Below are 22,913 nucleotides of genomic sequence, written 5' to 3' on the forward strand. Positions count from 1 at the left end.
CGTACGGTGCAGGATGAAACCGAGGCGTCAGCCGGCACGGACAGCTCCCTCTCCCTTCAGGGAGAGGGCGGGGGAGAGGGGCTCTGAGCCCGCTCCGGATCAGTTACTGCGCACCGCGTAATCCGGCTTCGTGTCGTTGCCCGGAATGAACGGGCTCCACGGCTGGGCGCGGATCGGCTCGGGAGTCTTCCAGACCACGTTGAACTGACCGTTGTCCTCGATCTCGCCGATCATCACCGGCTTGTGCAGGTGGTGGTTGGTCTTGTCCATGGTCAGGGTGAAGCCCGACGGCGCCTTGAAGGTCTGCCCGCCCATGGCCTCGCGGACCTTGTCGACGTCGGTGCTGCCGGCCTTCTGCGCAGCCTGTGCCCACATGTGGATGCCGACGTAGGTGGCCTCCATCGGGTCGTTGGTCACGGCGGTGCTGTAGTTGGGCAGGTTCTTCGCCTTGGCGTAGGCCTTCCAGTCGGCGACGAACTTGCTGTTCTCCGGGTTCTTCACCGACTCGAAGTAGTTCCACGCGGCGAGGTTGCCCACCAGCGGCTTGGTGTCGATGCCGCGCAGTTCCTCCTCGCCCACGGAGAAGGCCACCACCGGTACCTCGGTGGCTTCCAGGCCCTGGTTGGCCAGCTCCTTGTAGAAGGGCACGTTGGAGTCGCCGTTGACGGTGGAGATCACCGCGGTCTTGCCGCCGGCGGAGAACTTCTTGATGTCGGCGACGATGGTCTGGTAGTCGCTGTGACCGAACGGCGTGTAGACCTCCTGGATGTCCTTGTCGGCCACGCCCTTGCTATGCAGGAAGGCGCGCAGGATCTTGTTGGTGGTACGCGGGTAGACGTAGTCGGTGCCCAGCAGGAAGAAGCGCTTGGCTGCGCCACCGTCCTCGCTCATCAGGTACTCCACCGCCGGAATCGCCTGCTGGTTCGGCGCCGCGCCGGTGTAGAAGACGTTGGGCGACATTTCCTCGCCCTCGTACTGCACCGGGTAGAACAACAGGCCGTTGAGCTCCTCGAACACCGGCAACACGGATTTGCGCGACACGCTGGTCCAGCAGCCGAAGACCACCGCGACCTTGTCCTGGGTCAGCAGCTGGCGCGCCTTCTCGGCGAACAGCGGCCAGTTGGAGGCCGGGTCGACCACCACCGCTTCGAGCTTCTTGCCGTTCACTCCACCCTTGGCGTTGATCTCGTCGATGGTCATCAGCGCCATGTCCTTGAGCGAGGTCTCGGAGATCGCCATGGTGCCGGACAGCGAGTGCAGGATGCCGACCTTGATGGTCTCGGCAGCCTGGGTGCTGAACGGGAACAGACCGGTGAGCAGCAGGGCACTCACGGCCAGCGTACTTTGCAACAGCGGACGGCGTTTCATCGCGGCAGCCTCCTTGGCTATCCAGGGGCGGGGAGTTGCCGGTGCGGCAGCTTCCCCGGAAATGGGGCGACCCGCGGTCGGGTCGAAGCTGCCATCGCAGCATCCGTGCCAAACAGGCAAAAGCCTTGGCGCAGATGGGCTGCACGCGATTTTCTGTCGTAGTGGTGAGGCTTTTCAGTGCGCGGCTTTGGTGCGCCGAACGCCCTCTGGTGCGCGGCGCTCCCCAAAGGGGCGCGTCATTGCGGGATGAAGTAGCCGCGCACGCCGGTCATGATGATCTGCGCGGCGAGAGCACAGACGAACAACCCCATCAGGCGGCTGACGATCATCAGGCCCTGCTCGCCGAGGACCTTTTCGATCTTGTCCGAGAGGTAGAGCGTGATGCCCACGGTCAGGCAGGCGAGGAAGATCGCGGCCAGCGCGAGGAACTTGTGCTCCCAGTCCTGGTTCACGCCCATCACCAGCAGCGCACCGATGGTGCCGGGGCCGACGGTGATGGGGATGGTCAGCGGGACGATGGTGACGTCCTGCTGCACGTTATCCGCCTGCACCGCCGAGCGCCCCTGGGCCATGCCCAGCGCGGAGATGAACAGCACGCTGCCCGCGCCAATGCGGAAGGCGTCGGCGGTGATGCCGAACAGGGTGAAGATGTAGCGCCCGAACAGGTACAGCAGCACGCTGGCGATCAGCGCCGCCAGGGCCACGCGCCAGGCCATGCGCTTGCGGTCGCGCGGGGCGAAGCCGCGGTTCAGGCTGATGAAGCAGGAGAGGACGAAGAAGGGGCTGTAGAGCACCAGCATCTTCAGGTACACGCTGAACATCGCTTGCATGGGAACGACTCGTCCGGATTGAGTGGGCGCGGCAGGGCAAAGCATAGCGGCTGGGGCGGCGGGTGGCATTGCGGCGGGGCAAATGCCCACTCGGTCTAGCACGCCGCGTAGGAGCGGACTTCGTCCGCGATCGATTCCGCATCGCGCCGGAGGCCAATCGCGGACAGAGTCCGCTCCTACGCTCGGGGGTGGCCCGAGTCTGTAGGAGCGAGCTTGCTCGCGAACAGAGTTTCCCGGCGGCGTCGGAGTTGGGCGGGTTCGCGAGCAAGGGCTAGGCGCCCCCCTCGGTCCTACGAAAATCAGGCTGGCAGGTTGATTGAACCGTGGGTAGGAGCGGACTTTGTCCGCGATCGATTTCGCACCACGCCTGAGGCCAATCGCGGACAGAGTCCGCTCCTACGCCAAGGGATGCGACGGGCGGGCAGGCGACCTCAGGACGGCAGGGCGTCGCTCTGCTGGCGCAGGCGGCGATCACGCTCGCCGACCCAGTACGCCACCAGTTCGCGCAGCTGCGACAGCTCCACCGGCTTGGCCATGTGGCCGTCCATGCCGACCAGTCGCGCGCGTTCCTTGTGCTCGCTGAGGATGTGCGCGGTAAGCGCCACCACCGGGGTGTGCGGGCGGTGTTCGCTGGCTTCCCAGGCGCGCAGGCGTTCGGTGGCGGAGAAGCCGTCGAGCACCGGCATCTCACAGTCCATCAGCACCAGGTCGTACTGGGTGGCCTTCATCGCCGCCAGGGCTTCCTCGCCGTTGCTGGCGGTGTCCGGCTGCAGGTTGAGCTTGCTCAGCATGCCGCGGATGACCTTGGTGGAGATGCTGTTGTCCTCGGCGACGAGGATGCGGAAGTCCGGCGGCGGCACGTTGGACACCGGCTCGCTGGCCGGCGACAGGTAGTTGCTCACGCCGCTCGGGCCACGTTGCGACAGCTCTTCGGCGAGGGTCGCCTTGAGCGTGTAGCCGGCCACCGGCTTGGCCAGGATGCGCTTGATCCCGGCATTGCGCGCGATGATCTTGCTCGGCGCGTTGCTGATGCCGGTGAGCATGATCAGCAGGATATCGTGGTTGAGGTTGGGGTCTTCCTGGATCTTGGTCGCCAGCTGCATGCCGGTCATGCCGGGCATGTCCTGGTCGAGCAGGACCACGTCGAAGTACTCGCGCAGGTGCGCCTTGGTGCGCAGCTGGGCCAGTGCTTCCTTGCCCGAGGACACCGCGCTGACGTTCATGCCCCAGGCGCTGCATTGCTGCACCACCACCTTGCGGCAGGTCTGGTTGTCGTCCACCACCAGCAGGCGCGCGCCCTGCAGCGGGCCGTCCAGGTCGGCGCCGGTCTGGTCGATCTGCTGCGGGTCCAGCGGCAGGCTGAGCCACAGCAGGTTGCCCGAGTCGCCGCCGTTGTCACCGCTCTCGATACCGAAGTCGCCAGACATCAGGCGGATCAGCTGGCGCGCGATGATCAGGCCGAGGCGGCTGCTGATGCGGGTGGCGGAGAGGAAGTCGCGGCTGTGCAGCTCGGCGGTGAGCAGCGCCTGGCGGTCGGCGCTGTCCAGCGGGCGGCCGCTGTCCTGCACGGCGATGCGCAGGCGCGGCTGGGTCGGCGGGCCATCGAGAGCGACCACGAGGAGAATTTCACCCTCGTCGGTCTGCTTGAAGGCGTTGTCCAGCAGGCTCAGCACGGCCTGGCGCAGGCGTGTCGGGTCGCCACTGATGATGCGTGGCACCTGCGGCTGGGTGAAACTGATCAGCTCGACCTTCTGCTGCTCGGCCTTGGCGCGGAAGATCGCCAGGCAGTCCTCGATCAGCGCGCCGAGGTCGAACTGCACCTCGTCCAGCTCGATCTGCCCGGACTCCAGCTTGGAGATGTCGAGAATCTCGTTGATCAGCGAGAGCAGCTCGTTGCCCGCGCTGTGGATGGTCTGCACGTAGTCGCGCTGCTTGGCCGAGAGCGGGGTGCCGAGCAGCAGCTCGGTCATGCCCAGCACGCCGTTCATGGGCGTGCGGATCTCGTGGCTGATCTTCGCCAGGAAGTCGCCCTTGGCCTGCAGCTCGGCGGCGTGGGCGGCCTCGCTGGTGCGGCGCTGCAGGTTGAGCTGCTGCAGCAGGCGCTGGCGCTCGGTGATCGAGATGCTGAGGACGAAGCCGGCGAGGGTGGCGAAGCTGAACACGCCGAGCACCAGCCAGCCCGGATCGAGCTGGCGGACGCCGAACAGCACCGGCAGGAACACCGTGAAACTGGCGTTGAACACCAGCATGCCGGCGACGATCAGGCGCGCCGGGCGATAGCCGTGGTACCAGTGCCAGGCCGCCACCAGCGGCACGCTGAGCGAACAGAGCACCACCAGCAGGTAGACCAGCCAGCTGAACCAGAACACCTGGGTGAAGGCGATCAGCAGGCCGACCGCGAGGATCAGCCCGGCCTCGACCTGCAGCAGGCGGTTGAGCCGGCTGCTGACCGTGCCCTGGAAGAAGCTGCTGGCGAAGCCCAGCAGGCAGACGGCGGCGCCCAGTGCGGCGAGGTCGGCCACCAGCGACTGGTTGAAGGTCAGCCAGGGCAGGAAGAACGCCACCAGCCCCAGGTTGGCGGCGGCGCAAAGGCCCAGCGATGCGTGCATCGCGGCCAGCCACAGGCTGCTGGTGTTGCGCGTGTAGACGAAGCGCGTGAGGTTGTACATCAGCAGCAGGAGCATGCCGCCCAGCAGCATGCCGAAGAAGTACGCGGGCCTTTCCAGGGCCACCAGCCCGGCGTCGTCGATCTGGTCGAACCAGGCCATCAGCGGATGGTTGGAGGTCATCCGCACGTACAGCGTCAGCGGCTGGCCGTTGCTCGGGAGCGAGAACAGGTACGAACGCGACGGCAGCGGGCGGTCCAGGAAGGGGCGCGATTCGCCGGTGTGCAGCTCCTTCTTCAGCTGCCCGTCCTGGACCAGGTAGTAGTCGAGATACTGGACGCGCGGCGCGAAGATCCACAGCCAGCTGGGCAGCTCCTGGGCCGGGAGTTGCACCTGCAGCCAGACGGCCTGGGGGCTGGCGGGGAAGATGAAGGAGTGACGCTCCAGCGGGAAGAACTGCTGTTTGCGCTGCAGGACATCGCCGATCTGCAGGCGGGCGCTTTCGTCGCGCAGCACGTTCCACTGGGTTGTCGGGGCATTACGGGGGCTGGCGGGCGGCGCCGCCTGGGATGCTTCCGCCGAGCTGGAGGCAGCCAAAGCAAACGGACCCGGCAATAACAGCACGAGGCTGACGAGAAGTCCTATGGCAGTCCAGAGCCGACGCACGGCGAAGTCCCTTCGGTAGTGAGTGGGCGGATTATAGCCAAGTGTGCTGAAGGCCGTAATCCACCCGGGCACGCCGAGACCGCATGGCGAAAGGCGTCCGACGGGGGGACGCCTCCGCCTGTCGGATCAGCCCTCGCCGCGTTCGCGGGCGATGGCGCGATAGCCGATGTCGGTGCGGTAGAAGCTGCCGTTCCAGCGGATCTTCTCCGCCAGGCGGTAAGCCTGCTGCTGGGCCGAGGAGACGGTCGGGCCGATGGCGGTGGCGCACAGCACGCGGCCGCCGGCGGTGACGACCTGGCCGTCCTTGAGCGCGGTACCGGCGTGGAACACCTTGCCGTCGAGCTTGGCGGCTTCTTCCAGACCTTCGATGACGTCACCCTTGGCGTAGTCGCCCGGGTAGCCGCCAGCGGCGATCACCACGCCCACGGTGGGACGCGGGTCCCAGGTGGCTTCGACCTTGTCCAGCGCCTTGGCCAGGGCGGCCTCGACCAGCAGGACCAGGGACGATTCGAGGCGCACCATGATCGGCTGGGTTTCCGGGTCGCCGAAGCGGCAGTTGAACTCGATGACCTTGGGCTTGCCGCTCTTGTCGATCATCAGGCCGGCATAGAGGAAACCGGTATAGACGTTGCCTTCCTCGGCCATGCCGCGCACGGTCGGGTAGATCACTTCGTCCATCACGCGCTGATGCACGTCGGCAGTCACCACCGGAGCCGGGGAGTAGGCACCCATGCCGCCGGTGTTCGGGCCGCTGTCGGCGTCGCCGACGCGCTTGTGGTCCTGGCTGGTGGCCATGGGCAGCACGTTCTGGCCGTCGACCATGACGATGAAGCTGGCTTCCTCGCCGTCGAGGAACTCTTCGATCACCACGCGCGAACCGGCGTCACCGAAGGCGTTGCCGGCGAGCATGTCGCGCACGGCTTCCTCGGCTTCGCCCAGGGTCATGGCGACGATCACGCCTTTGCCCGCGGCCAGGCCGTCGGCCTTGATCACGATGGGCGCGCCTTTCTCTTTCAGGTAGGCCAGCGCCGGCTCGACTTCGGTGAAGTTCTGGTAGTCGGCGGTGGGGATCTGGTGGCGCGCGAGGAAGTCCTTGGTGAAGGCCTTGGAGCCTTCCAGCTGGGCGGCACCGGCGGTGGGGCCGAAGATGTCCAGGCCGCGGGTGCGGAACAGGTCGACCACGCCTTTGACCAGCGGAGCTTCCGGGCCGACGATGGTCAGCTGCACGTTCTTCGCGGCGAAGTCAGCCAGCTCTTCCAGGGCCAGCACGTCGATGGCGACGTTCTCGCACTTGGCTTCGGTGGCGGTGCCGGCGTTGCCCGGCGCGACGAAGACCTTCTGCACGCGCGAATCCTGCGCGACCTTCCAGGCCAGCGCGTGCTCGCGACCGCCGCTACCGATGATGAGTACGTTCATGAATCTCTCCTGCGGAGAGGCCGCAGGCTATAGGCTGCAGGCGGCAGGAAGTGCTCTTGCCTGCCGCCTGTAGCTTGCCGCCTGCCGCCGCTATTTAGTGACGGAAGTGGCGCATGCCGGTGAACACCATTGCTATGCCGGCCTCGTCGGCGGCGGCGATCACTTCGTTGTCGCGCATCGAGCCACCCGGCTGGATCACCGCGGTGATGCCGGCCTTGGCGGCGTTGTCGATGCCGTCGCGGAACGGGAAGAAGGCGTCGGAAGCCATGACCGCACCTTTCACTTCCAGGCCGGCGTGCTCGGCCTTGATGGCGGCGATGCGGGCGGAGTTCACGCGGCTCATCTGGCCGGCGCCGACGCCGACGGTCTGGCGCGCCTTGGCGTAGACGATGGCGTTGGATTTGACGAACTTGGCGACTTTCCAGGCGAAGATCAGGTCGTGGATTTCCTGCTCGCTCGGCGCGCGCTGGGTGACGATCTTCAGGTCATCGGCGGTGATCATGCCGATGTCACGGCTCTGCACCAGCAGGCCGCCGTTGACGCGCTTGAAGTCCCAGCCCGGCGCACGCTCGGCCGGCCACTCGCCGCATTCGAGCAGGCGCACGTTGGCCTTGGCAGCGACCACGGCACGGGCGGCCTCGGAGATTTTCGGGGCGATGATGACTTCGACGAACTGGCGCTCGACGATGGCCTGGGCGGTCTCGCCGTCCAGCTCGCGGTTGAAGGCGATGATGCCGCCGAAGGCCGACTCGGTGTCGGTGGCGTAGGCCAGGTCATAGGCCTTGCGGATGCCGCCTTCGTTTTCCGGGACAACCGCCACGCCGCACGGGTTGGCGTGCTTGACGATGACGCAGGCCGGCTTGACGAAGCTCTTCACGCATTCCAGCGCGGCGTCGGTGTCGGCCACGTTGTTGAACGACAGTTCCTTGCCCTGCAGCTGGATGGCGGTGGAGACGCTGGCCTCGCCCTTCTTCGCCTCGACGTAGAAGGCCGCGCTCTGGTGCGGGTTCTCGCCGTAGCGCATTTCCTGCGCCTTGATGAACTGGCTGTTGAAGGTGCGCGGGAAGGCGCCACGCTCTTCGGTGGAGAGGGTGTCGCGCGCCTGGTCGATGGTGCCCAGGTAGTTGGCGATCATGCCGTCGTAGGCGGAGGTGTGCTCGAACGCCTTGAGGGCCAGGTCGAAGCGCTGGGCGTACGTCAGGCCGCCGGCTTTCAGGGCGCTGACGATGCTGGCGTAGTCGCCGGCGTTGACCACGATGGCGACGTCCTTGTGGTTCTTCGCCGCGCTGCGGACCATGGTCGGGCCGCCGATGTCGATGTTCTCGATGGCGGTCGGCAGGTCGCAGTCTGCCTTGGCCACGGTCGCCTCGAACGGGTACAGGTTGACCGCCACCAGGTCGATCGGCTTGATGCCGTGCTCTTCCATCACCGCGCCGTCGAGGTCACGACGGCCGAGAATGCCACCATGGATCTTCGGGTGCAGGGTCTTCACGCGGCCATCCATCATCTCCGGGAAGCCGGTGTAGTCGGCCACTTCCACGGCGGCGATGGCGTTGTCCTTGAGCAGCTTGTAGGTGCCGCCGGTGGAGAGAATCTCCACGCCGAGGGCAGCCAGCTCACGGGCGAAATCGACGACGCCGGTCTTGTCGGAAACGCTGATCAGCGCACGGCGGACGGGCAGGCGGGTGGTTTGGTCGGTCATAACGGCTTCCACAAAGGCTTCGGGCTTTTCGCGTGTCAGGCGTGGGCCCGGCTGACCTTGTGGTCGCGGGCCCGCGCCTGCCACCAGTCAGAGAAGATCGTACTGCTTGAGTTTCTTGCGCAGGGTTCCGCGGTTCAGCCCCAGCAGTTCGGAGGCTTTGGTCTGGTTACCCTTCACGTGGTTCATGACGGTTTCCAGCAGCGGCGCTTCGACTTCGCAAAGCACCATGTTGTACACGTCCGTGACCGGCTGCCCTTCGAGATGGGCGAAATAGTTATGCAGTGCCTTTTCCACGCTGTCGCGGAGGGTCTGACCCTCCTGCGTCGGAGTGGTCAGGTGCTGTTTAAGGTTGGCGTTGTCGCTCACGGGTGTCATTCCACTCACTAATGTCTCGGTCATCGTTGTCATGCGGCCACCCCTTCTCCGTTATTGTGGCGCTCGGCGAAGAACTGCCTGACGCTGGCGCTCTGTGCATCCGTGTCCTGCAAACGATTGAACTGGGAACGGAACTCCGCCGCTCCCGGTAGGGTTGCGAGGTACCAGCCCACATGCTTGCGGGCAATTCGCACACCCATTTCCTCCCCATAAAACGCATGCAATGCAGCCAGGTGTTCGAGCAGGATGCTCTGCACCTCCTGCAGACTCGGCGCCGGCAGAAGTTCACCGGTGCTCAGGTAATGATCGATCTCGCGGAAGATCCAGGGGTTGCCCTGGGCGGCGCGCCCGATCAGCAGGGCGTCCACGCCCGTCTGCTCGAATACCTGCCGCGCCTTCTGCGGGGAATCGATATCACCATTGGCGAAGACCGGAATCGAAACCGCCTGCTTGATCGCTGCGATGGTTTCGTACTCCGCCTCGCCGGTGTAGAGGTCGGCACGGGTCCTGCCGTGTACCGCCAGCGCCTGGATGCCCGACTGCTCGGCAATCCGCGCCACCGTCACGCCGTTCTTGTTCGACCGGTCCCAACCGGTGCGAATCTTCAGGGTGACGGGAACCTCTACCGCCGCGACCACCGCCTCGAGGATGTCGGCCACCAGCCGTTCATCCTTCATCAGCGCCGAACCCGCGGCCTTGTTGCAAACCTTCTTCGCCGGACAGCCCATGTTGATGTCGATGATCTGCGCACCCAGCTCCACATTGCAGCGAGCGGCTTCCGCGAGCATCTGCGGGTCGCCGCCGGCGATCTGCACCGAACGTGGCTGGTCCTCGTGGTCGTGCTGCAGGCGCAGGCGCGACTTGCGGCTGTTCCACAGGCGGACATCACTGGTGACCATCTCCGAGACCACCATGCCGGCGCCGAGTCGGCGGCACAGCTGGCGGAACGGACGATCGGTGACGCCGGCCATCGGGGCCAGGATCAGTCTGTTGGGCAGTGTGTAGGAGCCGATGCGTACCACCGACTGGTTTTCCATGGTTAATGGGGCGGGAACACCGATGCGCCGCGCGTTACAGGAGTCGCGGGAGGGTATCGGTCCAGCCACCGGTGCCAGCAAAAAAGGGAGGGCATGATACCCGCTCTCGATGACCGGATAAAGGCGATTTTGGATAAATTCTGAACAGCCCCGGGCTTAGCACCCAAGGTAGGAAGACCAGCGGAAGTGGCGCGCTCAGGCGCTTTGAGCTACTCGCCGGATCATTCCGGCGAGTGGAAGCTCAGGCTGTAGTTCACCGCCTTCGGGCCCGGATCGAGGATATCCAGGGAGATGTGGATCGGCGTCTGCGGCGGCATCTCGCTCTGCCCGGCCAGCTCGCCGGAGAGGTATTCGCTGGGCTTGAAGCGGCGACTGGCGATCAGCTGGCCGTTGAGGTCGGCGAAGCGCATCTCCAGCAGCGGGAAGGGCTGGGAGAAGTTGGCGCGGTTGTAGATGATCGCGTCCACCACCAGCGCGCCACTGAAGTCCGGATGGCTGCGTACCACCAGGTTGCTGCTGCGGATCTGTTCCACGTCGACCTTGGAGGGCAGGGTGCAACCCAGCTCCGGGCAGGCCTGGGCGAACCAGGGGCGGTACTGGTCCTGGCGGGCCAGTTCCTCGAAGTGATAGGCGATGTACTGCCCGGCGAGGCCGGCCAGGGCGAGCAGGATCAGCAGCGCCCAGAACAGGCGGCGGCCCCAGCGACGCTTGGGCTTCTGCCAGTCCAGTTGCAGCGGTTCGTCGTTCAGGTCGTGCAGGCCGCCGTTGTGCAGGTCGGGTTCGGTGCGGCGGCGCTCGCCACGCTGGTCGGCCAGGGGCGGCTCTTCGTCGTCGTCCTGTTCATCGTGGTCGTCGCGAATGGAGCGCAGCTCATCGCGCTGCGGCCGTTCATCGTCGTCGCGGCGGGCGCCGAAGGCCGGCAGGTCGTCGTCATCGTCCGAGGCGCTGAGCGGCGCCGGGTCGATCCGCGGCTCGTCGTCGTGCTCGTCCTCGTGGTGCTCTTCCTCAGGCTCCGGAGTGGCGACCAGACGCGCGCCGGGTGCTGGCTCATCCGCTTCCCGCGGTGGCAGGCGGCCCAGGCTGGGCTCCTGGCGCGAGGCGCGGCTGGCGTTGCTCTGTTCTTCTTCGAGGAGGACTTCGGCCCAGCGCTCGTCATGCGGGTCGCGCTTCTCGTCCTGACGGCTGAGCAGTGCTTCGCTGGGCTTGGGCGCGCGGTCGATGCTGAGGAATTCCTGGGACAGCTCGAACTCGTCGAGCTTGGCCAGTTCCTCGTCGAGGTTGAGGCTGTCGAGGTCGAGATCGTCGTGAATCCACAGCGTCTCGTCCTTCTTGCCCGGCACCGGGGCAGGCAGGATCGGTTCGCTGGTCACGGTGGCCGCCGGGGCGATCACCGTGGTGGCGGCAACGACCGGGGCTGGCTCGGTTATCGGTGCCGGCTTTACTTCTGCCCGGGTCTCGGTGACAGCGGGTTTCTCCGCTACGTCGCTGGAGTGCCGCGCGGCGTGGGGCGCCAGGGGCCAGCCAAGGGTAGCGGTGGCCGGTGCAGCGGGTGCGGCGGGCTTTTCCGGGGTGAAGGTGTTGAAGGTCGGCGCGGGAGCCGAGACTGCGAAGGCCGGTTCCGGGGCTTTCGGTGGCACCGGTTGCGCAACCGGCTCCGGTATCGACGCGGGTTTCGGCGGCTCGACAGGTGCTACCGCCGTGACGGCCGGTTCCACCACCTGGGTCGGTTCGCCCACCATGTTCTGTGGCGCGCTGAACACCTTCAGGCAGGTTCCGCAGCGCACTGCACCGCTGGCCGCGCCCAGTTGCGCCGAGTTGACGCGGAAACGGGTCTGGCAATGGGGGCACTGGGTGATGAAGCTTTCGCTCATGCGGCGGTCCGGCGGAAAAATCAGGCGGTTAGTCTAACTCAAGCCCCGACTGGCGGGGCACTCAGCGGCGGCGGCCGCTGATGCGGATCCAGCCGTCACGCTCGGCGGTCGGGTCGAGGTCGAAGGCGCCGGCGTAGGCGGCGCGAACTTCCTCGGCCTGTTCGGCGAGGATGCCCGAGAGGGCCAGCAGGCCGCCGGTCTTCACCAGGCCGGTGAGCTGCTCTGCCAATGTGACCAGCGGACCGGCCAGAATGTTCGCCACCAGCACGTCCGCTTGCTGCTTGGGCAGATCAGCGGGCAGGTAGACGGGGAATTTCGCCGGGTCGATGCCGTTGCGCGAGGCGTTGTCGCGGGAGGCTTCCAGCGCCTGCGGATCGATGTCGGTGCCGACCGCCTGTTCGGCGCCCAGCAGCAGCGCGGCGATGGCGAGGATGCCCGAGCCGCAGCCGAAATCCAGCACCTGCTTGCCGACCAGTTCCTGGCCGTCCAGCCATTCCAGGCACAGCGCGGTGGTCGGATGGGTGCCGGTGCCAAAGGCCAGGCCCGGGTCGAGCAGCAGGTTCACCGCGTCCGGCTCCGGGGCGTCGTGCCAGCTGGGGACGATCCACAGGCGGCGGCCGAAGCGCATCGGCTTGAAATTGTCCATCCAGCTGCGTTCCCAGTCCTGGTCGGCGATGTGCTCGATCTGGTGCTGCGGCAGTTCGCCGCCGGTGAGCAGGGTCAGGTGGGCGATCAGCGCGGTTTCGTCGGTATCGGCCTCGAACAGCGCGAGCAGGTGGGTGTGGCTCCACAGCGGGGTGGTGCCCAGGTCCGGCTCGAAGATCGGCTGGTCTTCGGCGTCCATGAAGGTCACGGAAACGGCGCCCACTTCCAGCAGCGCATCTTCATAGGTTTCCGCCTGATCCGGGGTGATGGCGAGTCGGACTTGGAGCCAGGGCATGGGGCGGGACCTCGATAGTGCTGGGATGGCGCTGGAAAAGACAACGGACCGCCTGGGCGGCCCGCCAATAAAGGCCGCAAGCTTACTGCACGGCACCTTGCCATGCCAGCGTGCAGGGGCCGCAAAGCACAAGGGCCGCCCGGAGGCAGCCCTTGTGATGGAGCGAGGCGGAGCGCGGCAAGCTTAGTGCTTGTCCATGCCCAGCTTCTTCTCCAGGTAGTGGATGTTCACGCCACCCTTGCAGAACTCTTTGTCGCGGACCAGCTCCTTGTGCAGCTCGGTGTTGGTCTTGATGCCATCGACGATCAGTTCGTCCAGCGCGTTACGCATGCGCGCCATGGCTTCGTCGCGGTCCTTGCCGTAGGTGATGATCTTGCCCACCAGCGAGTCGTAGTTCGGCGGTACGGCGTAGCCGCTGTACAGGTGCGAATCCACACGCACGCCGTTGCCGCCCGGTGCGTGGAAGTGCTTCACCTTGCCGGGGCTCGGCATGAAGGTTTTCGGGTCTTCGGCGTTGATCCGGCATTCCAGCGCATGGCCACGGATGACCACGTCTTCCTGCTTGATCGACAGCTTGTTGCCCGAGGCGATGCTGAGCATCTCCTTGACGATGTCGATACCGGTGACCATCTCCGACACCGGATGCTCCACCTGCACGCGGGTGTTCATCTCGATGAAGTAGAAGCGGCCGTTCTCGTAGAGGAACTCGAAGGTGCCGGCGCCACGGTAGCCGATTTCCACGCAGGCCTGGACGCAGCGGGCCAGCACTTCGGCGCGGGCCTTCTCGTCGATGCCCGGGGCTGGGGCTTCTTCCAGCACCTTCTGGTGACGACGCTGCAGGGAGCAGTCGCGGTCGCCCAGGTGGATGGCGTTGCCCTGGCCGTCGGAGAGCACCTGGACTTCCACGTGACGCGGGTTGGTCAGGAACTTCTCCAGGTAGACCATCGAGTTGCCGAAGGCTGCGCCCGCTTCGGTGCGGGTCAGCTTGGCGGACTTGATCAGGTCTTCTTCCTTGTGCACGACGCGCATGCCGCGACCACCACCGCCACCGGCGGCCTTGATGATCACCGGGTAGCCAACCTCGCGGGCAATCGCCAGCGCGGCTTCTTCGTCTTCGGGCAGCGGGCCGTCGGAGCCCGGTACGGTCGGTACGCCGGACTTCTTCATGGCGTCCTTGGCGGACACCTTGTCACCCATCAGACGGATGACGTCGGCGCTCGGGCCGATGAAGGTGAAGCCCGAGCGCTCGACCTGCTCGGCAAAGTCGGCGTTCTCGGCGAGGAAGCCGTAGCCGGGGTGGATACCCACGGCGCCGGTGACCTCGGCGGCGGCGATGATCGCCGGGATGTGCAGGTAGGACTTCGCAGCGGGTGCCGGACCAATGCAGACCGCTTCGTCGGCCAGCGACAGGTGCATCAGCTCACGGTCGGCGGTCGAGTGCACGGCCACCGTCTTGATGCCCAGTTCCTTGCACGCGCGCAGGATGCGCAGTGCAATTTCGCCGCGGTTGGCGATCAGTACTTTTTCCAACATCGCAGGTTCCCCGCGGTTTAAACGATGGTGAACATGGGCTGGTCGAATTCGACCGGCTGGCCGTTCTCCACGAGGATCTGACCGATCACGCCGCTGGTCTCGGCCTCGATGTGGTTCATCATCTTCATGGCTTCGACGATGCAGAGGATGTCGCCTTTCTTCACGCTCTGGCCGACTTCGACGAAGTTGGCGGAGGTCGGCGAGGCCGCGCGGTAGAAGGTGCCGACCATCGGCGAGCGCACGGCGCCGGCGAGGTTCTGCGCAGCCGGGGCGGCTTCAGCGGCCGGGGCGGCAGCGGCAGGGGCGGCGACCGGAGCGGCGGCCGGGGCCGGAGCGTAGGCCGGGGCGGCAGCGTAGATCGGCTGGGCGGCGGTCTTGCTGTTGCGGCTGATACGTACGGACTCTTCGCCCTCTTTGATCTCCAGTTCGTCGATACCGGATTCTTCGAGCAGTTCGATCAGTTTCTTGACTTTACGGATGTCCATCAGTGTTCGCTCTCCCAGGTGAGGTCACGGGCGTTCAAGTTGTTCGAGGGCGGATTCCAGGGCCAGGCGGTAGCCTGTGGCTCCCAGACCGCAGATCACCCCTACCGCCACGTCGGAGAAGTAGGAGTGATGCCGGAAAGGTTCACGTTTGTGCACGTTGGAGAGGTGCACTTCGATGAATGGGATGCTCACTGCGAGCAATGCGTCACGTAGAGCGACACTTGTATGCGTGAAAGCGGCCGGATTGATCAGGATGAAGTCGACGCCTTCGTGGCGCGCGGCGTGGATCCGGTCGATCAGTTCGTACTCGGCGTTGCTCTGCAGGTGCATCAGGTGGTGGCCGGCCTCGCGGGCGCGGCGCTCCAGGTCCTGGTTGATCTGCTCAAGGGTGACGGAGCCGTATTTGTCGGGCTCGCGAGTGCCCAGCAGGTTGAGGTTGGGCCCGTGCAGTACCAGTAAGGTCGCCATCTGGATGCGGTAGTCCTTGTTCTTGGCGGATAAAGATAGGGCGGGACTATGCCGGAAAGCCGGCGTGACTGTCCAGTCATGCCGGTTTTGCCGTAGATGTCAGCATGTTGCCAGCCGATTACGGCAAAACCATTGCAATCAAACTGTGATCAGGAGCGCGTTCCAGCCTGTTTCAGGCGGTCGGCCAGGGTGGCGGCGTCGGTTTCGCCGATGATGCGCAGGTCGCTCCATTCGTCGCCTTTTGCCGAGAAGAACAGCAGCGCGGGCGGGCCGAACAGGTTGTAGCGGTCGAGCAGGGCGCGCTGTTCCTCGGTGCTGGCGGTCATGTCGAAGCGCAGCAGGACGAAGCCGGGCAGCTGCGACTGGACCTCCGGCGCCGGCAGCACCTGGCGCTCGATGATCTTGCAGCTGATGCACCAGTCGGCGTACCAGTCCAGCAGCACCGGGCGGCCGGCGGCCTGGGCGCTGGCCAGGGCAGCATTGAGCTGCGCCGGGCTGGTGATGTTCTGCCAGTCGCCGGGGGTGGACGTCGGCGGGCCGGCATGCAGGCCGGGAGTATTGCGGCCCAGCGGGTGCAGCGGGTCGGACTCGCCGCGCAGGGCGCCGGTCCAGGCGGCCACGGCATAGACCAGCAGCATCAGGCCGAATAGCTGGGCGAGGCGTTGCAGCGGCTTCTTCGGCCCCAGTTCGAGGGTGCCGATGGCCAGGGCGATGCCGCCGGCCAGGGTGCCCCAGAGGGTCAGTGCCACCGGCCCGGACACCAGGCGTTCGAGCATCCAGATGGCCACCGCCAGCAGCATCACGCCGAACACGTTGCGCACGCCGTTCATCCAGGCGCCGCTCTTGGGCAGCAGTGCGCCGCCGCCGACGGCGAAGATCACCAGCGGCGTGCCCATGCCCAGGCCCAGGGAGAACAGCAGCAGGCCGCCGCCCACCGCGTCGCCGGTGCTGCTGATGTACAGCAGCAGGCCGGCCAGCGGGGCGGTGACGCAGGGCGATACCAGCAGGCTGGAAAGCACGCCCAGGGTGGCCGCACCGGCGATGGAGCCGCCGCGGGTGTTGTTGGCCATGTTGTCCAGGCGCTCGCGGACGAAGCCCGGCAGGCGCAGCTCGAAGGCGCCGAACATGGCGATGGCGAAGACCACGAAGAACGCCGCGAAGGGGATCAGCACCCAGGGCGACTGCAGCATCGCCTGCAGGTTGAGCTTGGCGCCGAACAGGCCCATCAGGGTGCCGAGCACCGCGTAGCAGGCTGCCATCGGCAGCACGTAGGCCAGTGACAGGGCCAGGCCGCGCATTCCGCCCGGACGGCCGCGCAGCACGACACCGGAGAGGATCGGCAGCATCGGCAGCACGCAGGGGGTGAAGGTCAGCGCCAGGCCGAGCAGGAAGAAGATCACCAGCGCGCGGCCGAGTTTCTTGATCTTGCCCGGCTCGTGGTCGCCCAGCAGGCTGGCCAGCGGGTTGCCGGAAGCGGCGGTGGACTTGGCCGAGGGTGCGGGGCCGGCCACCACACTGGCGGCCTGGCCGTCGGCGATCTGCAGGCGGGTGATTTCCGGCGCGTAGCACAGGCCCTTGTCGGCGCAGCCCTGGTAGCTGACGACCAGGGTGAAGGGCTTGTGCTGCGGGTTGACCAGCGGCACGTCGATATCGGTGATGGCGTAGTAGACCACCGTGTCGCCGAAGTAGTCGTCGTGGTGCTGCTTGCCTGGCGGCAGCTTCACTTCGCCGACGCTCACGCCGTTGTCGGCGGGTTCGACCTTGAAGCTGAAGCGATGCTGGTAGAGGTAGTAGCCGTCGGCATTGATGAAGCGCAGCTTCACCTGCTGGCTGTCGCTGTCCTCGACGCTGACGCGGAAGGCCTCGGCCACCGGCAGGAAGTCGCCCTTGGCCGGTTGCCCGACGGCGAAGCCGCCCTTGTCGGCGGGTTTGTCGAACAGGCCGGCGGAGGCGGGCAGGGCGACCAGGAGCAGGAGCAGGGTGAGCAGGCGGCGCATGGACATCTCGCAGACTACGGAATGGGCGGGCACAGGGCTGGCGGGCATGATAGCGGAAAGCTTCCGACGCGGCCCGAGGCGTTGCCGGATCAGCTGTCACAAGACGTGATAGCGGCTGTGGGACTGCGCCAGCGGGCCTCGGTTCCCGAAGCGCCTCTGCGTCAATCGGCCGCGTGCTGGCCGAAGGCTGCCAGCAGGTCGCTGACGAAGGCCTGCTCGGCGTCGCCGGGGTGGCGGCCGCGATGGCGGGTCAGGCTGAAGGCCACGTCGAAGCCCAGCTCGCCGGGCAGCAGTTCGCGCAGCTGGCCGCGCTCGATCCATGGCTGGGCGACATGTTTGGGCAAGTAGCCGATGTGCGCGCCGGAGAGGATGAACGCCAGGCTGCCGTCCACCTGCTCGCAGCGCGCGCTGCTGCGGCTGGTCTGCAGCGGCTCGTCGGCAGCGATGAAGCGGTAGGGGTGCAGCACCTGGTCGGCGTCGGCCAGGGAATCGCGGCTCGGCTGCTTCTCGGTGAACGCCGGGTGGCCCGCACCGCAGTAGAGGCCCTGGGGTTCGCTGAACAGCTCGACGTGCTCCAGCGCCGCCTGGGTGCCGGCGAAATAGCCGACCGCCAGGTGCAGGCGGTCCTGCAGCAGCAGGCGCTCCAGCTCGGCGGGCGTGGCGGTGATCAGCTCCAGGCTGACCGCCTCGTTGCGCTGGCGGAAGCGGCGGATCGCCCCGGACAGCTGCGCCAGCACTTCCACAGCAAGCCCCTCGGACAGCCCGATGCGCACCTCGCCGAGCAGCTTGTCGGCGACACCGCGCGCCTCGTCGCGGAAGCCCTCGATGGCGACGAACAGGCGCCGTGTCGATTGCAGCAGGTGTTCGCCCTTGGGCGTCAGGCGGAAGCCGCCCTTGCCGCGTTCGCACAGGCGGTAGCCCAGGCGCGTCTCCAGCTTGGCCATCTGGATGCTGATGCTCGGCTGGCTCAGCCCCAACTCGCCCTGCGCGGCGCTGAAGCCGCCGCACTCCACCACGGTGACGAACAGCCGCAGCAGCTGCAGGTCGAGGTCGCGCAATTGGCTGAGCATGGCTTCTCCAAACATTGTCGTGGGGAAATGCCAAAGTAATTAACTTTGTATTTTTACAAAGTAAAGCCCGCCCCATGCTCGCCGCATAACGACAACAACCCTGAGGCGATGATCATGCGTGTGTTCTTCCGGGCTTCTCTCGCGGTTCTGGCCGTGGCCCTGGCCATGCCCCTGCAGGCGCAGGAGCGGGTGCTCAACATCTATAACTGGGCGGATTACGTCGGCGCCGACGCCCTGCAGCGCTTCCAGAAGGAAACCGGCATCCGCGTCAAATACGACACCTTCGACAGCGCTGAGGTGCTCGACAGCAAGCTGATGACCGGCCGCAGCGGCTACGACGTCGTCTTCCCCGCCAGCAGCGGGTTGGCCCGCGCCATCCAGGCCAAGGCCGTGCAGCCGGTGGACACCGCGCAGCTGAAGAACTTCGCCAACCTCGACCCGGAACTGCTGGCCAAGCTGGCCGCCATCGACCCCGGCAACCGCTTCGGCGTGCCCTACACCTGGGGCACCGTGGGCCTGGCAATCAACAAGGATGCAGTGCTCAAGCGCATTCCCGACGCCCCGCTGGACAGCCTCGACCTGCTGTTCAAGCCCGAGTACGCCAGCCGCCTCGCCGACTGCGGCATCTCGCTGATCGACTCGCCGCAGGAAGTCATCAGCGTCGCGCTGAACTACCTGGGCAAGTCGCCTTACAGCACCGACGCGGCCGATCTCGCCCAGGTCAGCCAGTTGCTGCAGAAGCTGCAGCCCAACGTGCGCTACATCGCCAGCGGCAAGCACATCAATGACCTGGCCAACGGCACGCTGTGCGTCGCCCTGACCTACACCGGCGACGCGCTGATGGGCGCCGCCCAGGCCAAGCAGGCGAACAAGCCGTTCGAGGTGATCTACCGGATTCCCAAGGAAGGCACGCTGATCTGGTTCGACACCATGGCCATCCCGGTGGACGCCCCGCACCCGCAGGAAGCCCGCGCCTTCATCGACTTCATGCTGCGCCCGGACTCCATCGCCGAGCTGACCAACACCCTGTACTTCGCCAACGCCAACCTCAAGGCCACGCCGTTGCTGAATGCCGATGTCGCCGGCGACCCGGACATCTACCCGGCGCCGGCCATGCGCCAGAAGCTGTTCGGTGAACAGTTGCTGACCTTGAAGCAGCAGCGCGAGCGCACCCGGTTGTGGTCGGCGTTCCGTACCCGCAACTGATTCGTGTGCGCTTGCCCTCTCCCTAACCCTGGCTGCGCGCCCCGCTCCGAAGGGAGAGGGGACCGTTCGGTGCAGGTTGAAGTCGTAGCGTCAGCTGGCACAGACAGCACCCTCTCCCTTCAGGGAGAGGGTGGTCCCGCAGGCACCGAACCATCAGAACAACACAACAAAGACATTGATGAGGACACCATGGATCTCGCCCAAGACAACGACCAGGCCATCACCCGCGACAGCCTGTACGGCACCGCTGCCGAAACCACCTACGCCGGCATCACCAGCTTCATGCGTCGCCGCTACAGCCGCGACCTGAACGGCGTCGACCTGGTGGTCAGCGGCGTGCCCTTCGACACCGCCACCACCAACCGCCCCGGCAGCCGCTTCGGGCCGCGGGCGATCCGCGCCGCCTCGGTGCAGATGGCCTGGGCGCGGCACTTCCCCTGGGAGTTCGACCCCTTCGACCACCTGGCGGTGATCGACTACGGCGACTGCTCCTTCGACCACGGCGTGCCGCAGGAAACCCCGGAAGTCATCGAAGCCCACGCCGCGCGCATCCTCGATGCCGGCTGCGCGTTGCTGACCCTGGGCGGCGACCACTTCATCAGCTACCCGCTGCTCAAGGCCCACGCGAAGAAGCACGGCCCGCTGTCGCTGATCCACTTCGACGCGCACAGCGACACCTGGCCGGACGAAGACTGCAAGCGCATCGATCACGGCACCATGTTCTACCACGCGGCCCGCGAAGGGCTGGTCGACCCGGCGCGCTCGGTGCAGGTCGGCCTGCGCACCACCAATGACGATGTGATGGGTTTCCAGGTGCTGGACGCCCGCGAGGTGCACCGTAATACACCGCAGGCCATCGCCGAGCGCATCCGCGCGCGGGTGGGCGATAACCCGGTGTACCTGACCTTCGACATCGACTGCCTCGACCCGGCCTTCGCCCCGGGCACCGGCACGCCGGTCTGCGGCGGGCTGAGTTCGCACCAGGCGCTGGAAATCCTCCGCGCGCTGCGCGGCATCAACCTGGTGGGGATGGACGTGGTGGAAGTCGCACCGCCCTACGACAGCGCCGAGATCACCGCCCTGGCCGGCGCGACCCTGGCGATGGAGATGGTTTGCCTGTATGCGGCGCGGCACAAGCTGGGCGAGCGCTGAGTCGACGCGGAACTACAGGGGGCACAAGCGTAGGAGCGGACTTTGTCCGCGATTGACTCAGCGCCCGCTCCGGGTTGCCTGATGGTGCCAGGCTGGCCCATCGCGGACGGAGTCCTCTCCTACGCTCCCTGTCGGGGCCGTACAGCAGGCAGGAACAGGTGGAGTCCGTTACACGCGGAACGCCCTGACGGCGGTGTGCAACGCCCCGCCCAGCTCCTGCAACTGCTCACCCTGGCTACGCCCCTGGCCGATCAGGCGCAGGTTTTCGCTGCCCAGTTCGTGGATGCGCTCGCTGTGGGAGCGGATTTCGCTGACCGCGCCGCTCTGCTGGGCGGAACTTTCGGCGATGCGCTCGGCCATGCTGGCGATGGTGCGGATGGCGCCGACCACTTCGTCCAGGGCGCCCTCGGCGGCGCCGGCCTGGTTGGCGGTGACTTCCGCGTGTTCGACCTGGCTGCGCATGGCGTCCACCGACTGCCGCGCGGCCTGCTGCAGGCGAGCGGTGAGCTGCTGGATTTCCTCGGTGGCGCCGGTGGTGCGCAGGGCCAGGGAGCGCACTTCCTCGGCGACCACGGCAAACCCACGGCCCTGCTCGCCGGCCCGTGCGGCCTCGATGGCGGCGTTCAGCGCCAGCAGGTTGGTCTGGTCGGCGATGGAGCGGATCACCCCCAGCACGTTGCCGATGGTGGCCGACTCTTCGGCCAGGTTCTCGATGGACTGGGCGTTGCTCTGCACTTCATCCACCAGCGCGCGCATGCCGCTGAGGCTGTTGCCGATCACCAGTTGACCCTGCTCGACCGCCATGCCGGCGGCGTGGCTGGCCGAGGCGGCCTGGCTGGCGTCGCCGGCCACTTGCTGGATCGCCGCTTCCATGTCGCCCAGCGCGTCGCGGATTTCCCCGGTGTCGCTGGCCTGGCGCTCGGCACCGGCATGCAGGCCGCCGCTGAGTTCGGCCAGGGCGCGGCTGCTGCCGGCGACTTCCTCGGCGCGCTGGTGGATGGTGCCGACCAGGGTGCCGAGGAAGTCGCGCAGGCGGTTCAGCGACTCCTGCAGCTCCACCAGGTCGCGGGTGCGGGTGGCCAGGGAGATGGGCTTGGCAAAGTCGCCACGGGCCCAGGTCGAGAGCGCCGGGACTAGTTGGCCAAGCACGCGCGCCAGGCGGCGTTGCAGGGTGTCGATGAGCAGCGCGGTGGCGAGGATCAGGGCGATCAGTGCGCCCTGGATGACGCGCACCTGCGCCTGGATCTTCGAGCGTTCCTCGCGCACCTGCGGCTCCAGGGTCGCCAGGGCCTGCTGCACGGCGCCCAGGCGCTGGGCGGTGGCGTTGGCCAGTTCCTGGCGCTGGGTGATCAGCTGGCGGGTGCGGTTGAGTTCGTCCGGGTAACGGCGCAGCACGCTGGCGAGGTCGCGCTTGAGCGTCACGCCACGGTCCTCGCTCTGCGCCTGCGCAGCGGCCGGCTGTGCTTCCAGGCCCATCATCGCGGCGAAGTCGTCGGAGGCGGAGGCCTGCTGCTCCAGCACGCCGAGCAGGGGCAGGGCGTCGATACGTTCGGCCAGTTGGCGCAGGGTTTCCAGCTCGCGCTGGATGTCTTCGGCCAGTGCCGGGTTGCCGCTTTCCACCAGCTTGGCGCGGGCGTGGGCCAGGCGCGTCAGGTGCAGGCCGGCCTGCAGCAGCGGGGTGCGGTACTCGGCGGCGGCGGGGTTCTGGCTGGCGTCGGCGTAGGCGCCGAGCTGGTCCAGCGCGGCCAGCAGGTCGCGCTCGGCCTGCAACAGCAGGCCCTGCGGATCACCGGCCAGCTTGCCGGCGGCGAGCAGCTGGTTGCCGCTGAACTGGTGCAATTCGTCGAGGCTCTGGCCGAGCAGCTGGCTAAGGCTTTCCGGCAGTTGCGGCAGCTCCTGCGCGAGTTCGTCCAGGCCTTGCTGGGCGGCTTTCTGCTTGAGCGCATCGCCGCTGGCGAGGTACGCCTGGATGTTCTGCGCGACCTTGCGCTCGAAGCCCTGGGACAGCTCCAGGTAGCGGTCCATCAGGGTGAAGGGGCGTTCCAGCGCGCGTTGCGACCACCACAGGGTGGCGCCCAGCGCGAGGCAGACGAGCAGGAGCAGGAAGGTGTTGAGGTTGGTGAGCAGCTTGAGGCGCATGGCAGGTCTCGACCGACAGCGGAAAAACGGCGAGTCCTGAACCTATTGCAGT

The 22,913-nt window shown here is 66.7% G+C and carries 17 protein-coding genes; 2 read left to right on the forward strand and 15 right to left on the reverse strand.

Annotation, left to right across the window (positions count from 1 at the left end):
- Positions 1-99: 99 nt before the first annotated feature.
- The 14 genes from urtA to QO207_RS04360 all read right to left on the reverse strand — a co-directional run bounded on the left by urtA (position 100) and on the right by QO207_RS04360 (position 18,364).
- A complete protein-coding gene (urtA, locus tag QO207_RS04290; RefSeq protein WP_301531337.1) occupies positions 100-1,368 on the reverse strand; it encodes an urea ABC transporter substrate-binding protein in 1,269 nt (422 codons plus the stop codon).
- A gap of 236 nt (positions 1,369-1,604) precedes the next feature.
- Complete coding sequence (locus QO207_RS04295) at positions 1,605-2,198, reverse strand: MarC family protein (RefSeq protein ID WP_301531338.1); 594 nt, start codon at positions 2,196-2,198, stop codon at positions 1,605-1,607.
- Between the two features lie 431 nt (positions 2,199-2,629).
- A complete protein-coding gene (locus QO207_RS04300) occupies positions 2,630-5,470 on the reverse strand; it encodes a hybrid sensor histidine kinase/response regulator (RefSeq protein WP_301531339.1) in 2,841 nt (946 codons plus the stop codon).
- Positions 5,471-5,596: 126 nt separating this feature from the next.
- Complete coding sequence (purD, locus tag QO207_RS04305; protein WP_301531340.1) at positions 5,597-6,886, reverse strand: phosphoribosylamine--glycine ligase; 1,290 nt, start codon at positions 6,884-6,886, stop codon at positions 5,597-5,599.
- A 94-nt stretch (positions 6,887-6,980) separates the two neighbouring features.
- A complete protein-coding gene (gene purH / locus QO207_RS04310; protein WP_301531341.1) occupies positions 6,981-8,588 on the reverse strand; it encodes a bifunctional phosphoribosylaminoimidazolecarboxamide formyltransferase/IMP cyclohydrolase in 1,608 nt (535 codons plus the stop codon).
- Positions 8,589-8,675: 87 nt separating this feature from the next.
- Positions 8,676-8,996 (reverse strand): DNA-binding transcriptional regulator Fis, encoded by a 321-nt coding sequence (gene fis, locus QO207_RS04315; protein ID WP_024766365.1) that lies wholly within the window; start codon positions 8,994-8,996, stop codon positions 8,676-8,678.
- Positions 8,993-10,000 carry a tRNA dihydrouridine synthase DusB gene (dusB, locus tag QO207_RS04320; RefSeq protein WP_301531531.1) on the reverse strand — a complete coding sequence of 336 codons (1,008 nt, stop codon included), beginning with the start codon at positions 9,998-10,000 and terminating at the stop codon, positions 8,993-8,995. Before dusB ends, fis begins: the two co-directional genes overlap by 4 nt.
- A 221-nt stretch (positions 10,001-10,221) precedes the next feature.
- Positions 10,222-11,871, reverse strand: a complete 1,650-nt coding sequence (locus QO207_RS04325; protein WP_367620472.1) for a DUF3426 domain-containing protein — start codon at positions 11,869-11,871, stop codon at positions 10,222-10,224.
- A gap of 61 nt (positions 11,872-11,932) precedes the next feature.
- On the reverse strand, positions 11,933-12,811 hold the full coding sequence (gene prmA, locus QO207_RS04335) for a 50S ribosomal protein L11 methyltransferase (protein WP_301531342.1): 879 nt from the start codon (positions 12,809-12,811) through the stop codon (positions 11,933-11,935).
- 183 nt (positions 12,812-12,994) lie between these two features.
- On the reverse strand, positions 12,995-14,344 hold the full coding sequence (gene accC / locus QO207_RS04340) for an acetyl-CoA carboxylase biotin carboxylase subunit (protein WP_301531343.1): 1,350 nt from the start codon (positions 14,342-14,344) through the stop codon (positions 12,995-12,997).
- A 17-nt stretch (positions 14,345-14,361) separates the two neighbouring features.
- Entirely contained in the window at positions 14,362-14,829 is a 468-nt protein-coding gene (accB, locus tag QO207_RS04345; RefSeq protein ID WP_301531344.1) for an acetyl-CoA carboxylase biotin carboxyl carrier protein, read from the reverse strand.
- Between the two features lie 24 nt (positions 14,830-14,853).
- Complete coding sequence (gene aroQ / locus QO207_RS04350; protein WP_138214110.1) at positions 14,854-15,297, reverse strand: type II 3-dehydroquinate dehydratase; 444 nt, start codon at positions 15,295-15,297, stop codon at positions 14,854-14,856.
- 149 nt (positions 15,298-15,446) lie between these two features.
- The gene (locus tag QO207_RS04355) at positions 15,447-17,294 is read right to left on the reverse strand and encodes a protein-disulfide reductase DsbD (RefSeq protein WP_301531345.1); all 1,848 of its coding nucleotides are present in this window, start codon (positions 17,292-17,294) and stop codon (positions 15,447-15,449) included.
- Between the two features lie 161 nt (positions 17,295-17,455).
- Positions 17,456-18,364: a LysR family transcriptional regulator gene (locus QO207_RS04360; RefSeq protein WP_301531346.1), complete on the reverse strand. Its 909-nt coding sequence runs from the start codon at positions 18,362-18,364 to the stop codon at positions 17,456-17,458.
- A gap of 108 nt (positions 18,365-18,472) precedes the next feature.
- Here QO207_RS04360 and QO207_RS04365 point away from each other — a divergent pair, with 108 nt between their 5' ends.
- Together QO207_RS04365 and speB are read left to right on the forward strand one after the other, a co-directional pair.
- Complete coding sequence (locus QO207_RS04365; protein WP_301531347.1) at positions 18,473-19,570, forward strand: polyamine ABC transporter substrate-binding protein; 1,098 nt, start codon at positions 18,473-18,475, stop codon at positions 19,568-19,570.
- 189 nt (positions 19,571-19,759) lie between these two features.
- Positions 19,760-20,722 carry an agmatinase gene (speB, locus tag QO207_RS04370; protein ID WP_301531348.1) on the forward strand — a complete coding sequence of 321 codons (963 nt, stop codon included), beginning with the start codon at positions 19,760-19,762 and terminating at the stop codon, positions 20,720-20,722.
- Positions 20,723-20,890: 168 nt separating this feature from the next.
- On the opposite strand, the gene QO207_RS04375 is transcribed toward speB, so the two are convergent.
- Complete coding sequence (locus QO207_RS04375; RefSeq protein ID WP_301531349.1) at positions 20,891-22,861, reverse strand: methyl-accepting chemotaxis protein; 1,971 nt, start codon at positions 22,859-22,861, stop codon at positions 20,891-20,893.
- Between the last annotated feature and the right edge of the window lie 52 nt (positions 22,862-22,913).

Source organism: Pseudomonas sp. CAN1 (assembly GCF_030462585.1).
Taxonomy (GTDB): Bacteria; Pseudomonadota; Gammaproteobacteria; order Pseudomonadales; family Pseudomonadaceae; genus Pseudomonas.

Coding starts and splice junctions, on each gene's coding strand:
- urtA (WP_301531337.1), bottom strand. CDS start 1,368: ATGAAACGCCGTCCGCTGTTGCAAAGTACGCTGGCCGTGAGTGCCCTG.
- QO207_RS04295 (WP_301531338.1), bottom strand. CDS start 2,198: ATGCAAGCGATGTTCAGCGTGTACCTGAAGATGCTGGTGCTCTACAGC.
- purD (WP_301531340.1), bottom strand. CDS start 6,886: ATGAACGTACTCATCATCGGTAGCGGCGGTCGCGAGCACGCGCTGGCC.
- purH (WP_301531341.1), bottom strand. CDS start 8,588: ATGACCGACCAAACCACCCGCCTGCCCGTCCGCCGTGCGCTGATCAGC.
- fis (WP_024766365.1), bottom strand. CDS start 8,996: ATGACAACGATGACCGAGACATTAGTGAGTGGAATGACACCCGTGAGC.
- dusB (WP_301531531.1), bottom strand. CDS start 10,000: ATGGAAAACCAGTCGGTGGTACGCATCGGCTCCTACACACTGCCCAAC.
- QO207_RS04325 (WP_367620472.1), bottom strand. CDS start 11,871: ATGAGCGAAAGCTTCATCACCCAGTGCCCCCATTGCCAGACCCGTTTC.
- prmA (WP_301531342.1), bottom strand. CDS start 12,811: ATGCCCTGGCTCCAAGTCCGACTCGCCATCACCCCGGATCAGGCGGAA.
- accC (WP_301531343.1), bottom strand. CDS start 14,344: ATGTTGGAAAAAGTACTGATCGCCAACCGCGGCGAAATTGCACTGCGC.
- accB (WP_301531344.1), bottom strand. CDS start 14,829: ATGGACATCCGTAAAGTCAAGAAACTGATCGAACTGCTCGAAGAATCC.
- aroQ (WP_138214110.1), bottom strand. CDS start 15,297: ATGGCGACCTTACTGGTACTGCACGGGCCCAACCTCAACCTGCTGGGC.
- QO207_RS04355 (WP_301531345.1), bottom strand. CDS start 17,294: ATGCGCCGCCTGCTCACCCTGCTCCTGCTCCTGGTCGCCCTGCCCGCC.
- QO207_RS04360 (WP_301531346.1), bottom strand. CDS start 18,364: ATGCTCAGCCAATTGCGCGACCTCGACCTGCAGCTGCTGCGGCTGTTC.
- QO207_RS04365 (WP_301531347.1), top strand. CDS start 18,473: ATGATCATGCGTGTGTTCTTCCGGGCTTCTCTCGCGGTTCTGGCCGTG.
- speB (WP_301531348.1), top strand. CDS start 19,760: ATGGATCTCGCCCAAGACAACGACCAGGCCATCACCCGCGACAGCCTG.
- QO207_RS04375 (WP_301531349.1), bottom strand. CDS start 22,861: ATGCGCCTCAAGCTGCTCACCAACCTCAACACCTTCCTGCTCCTGCTC.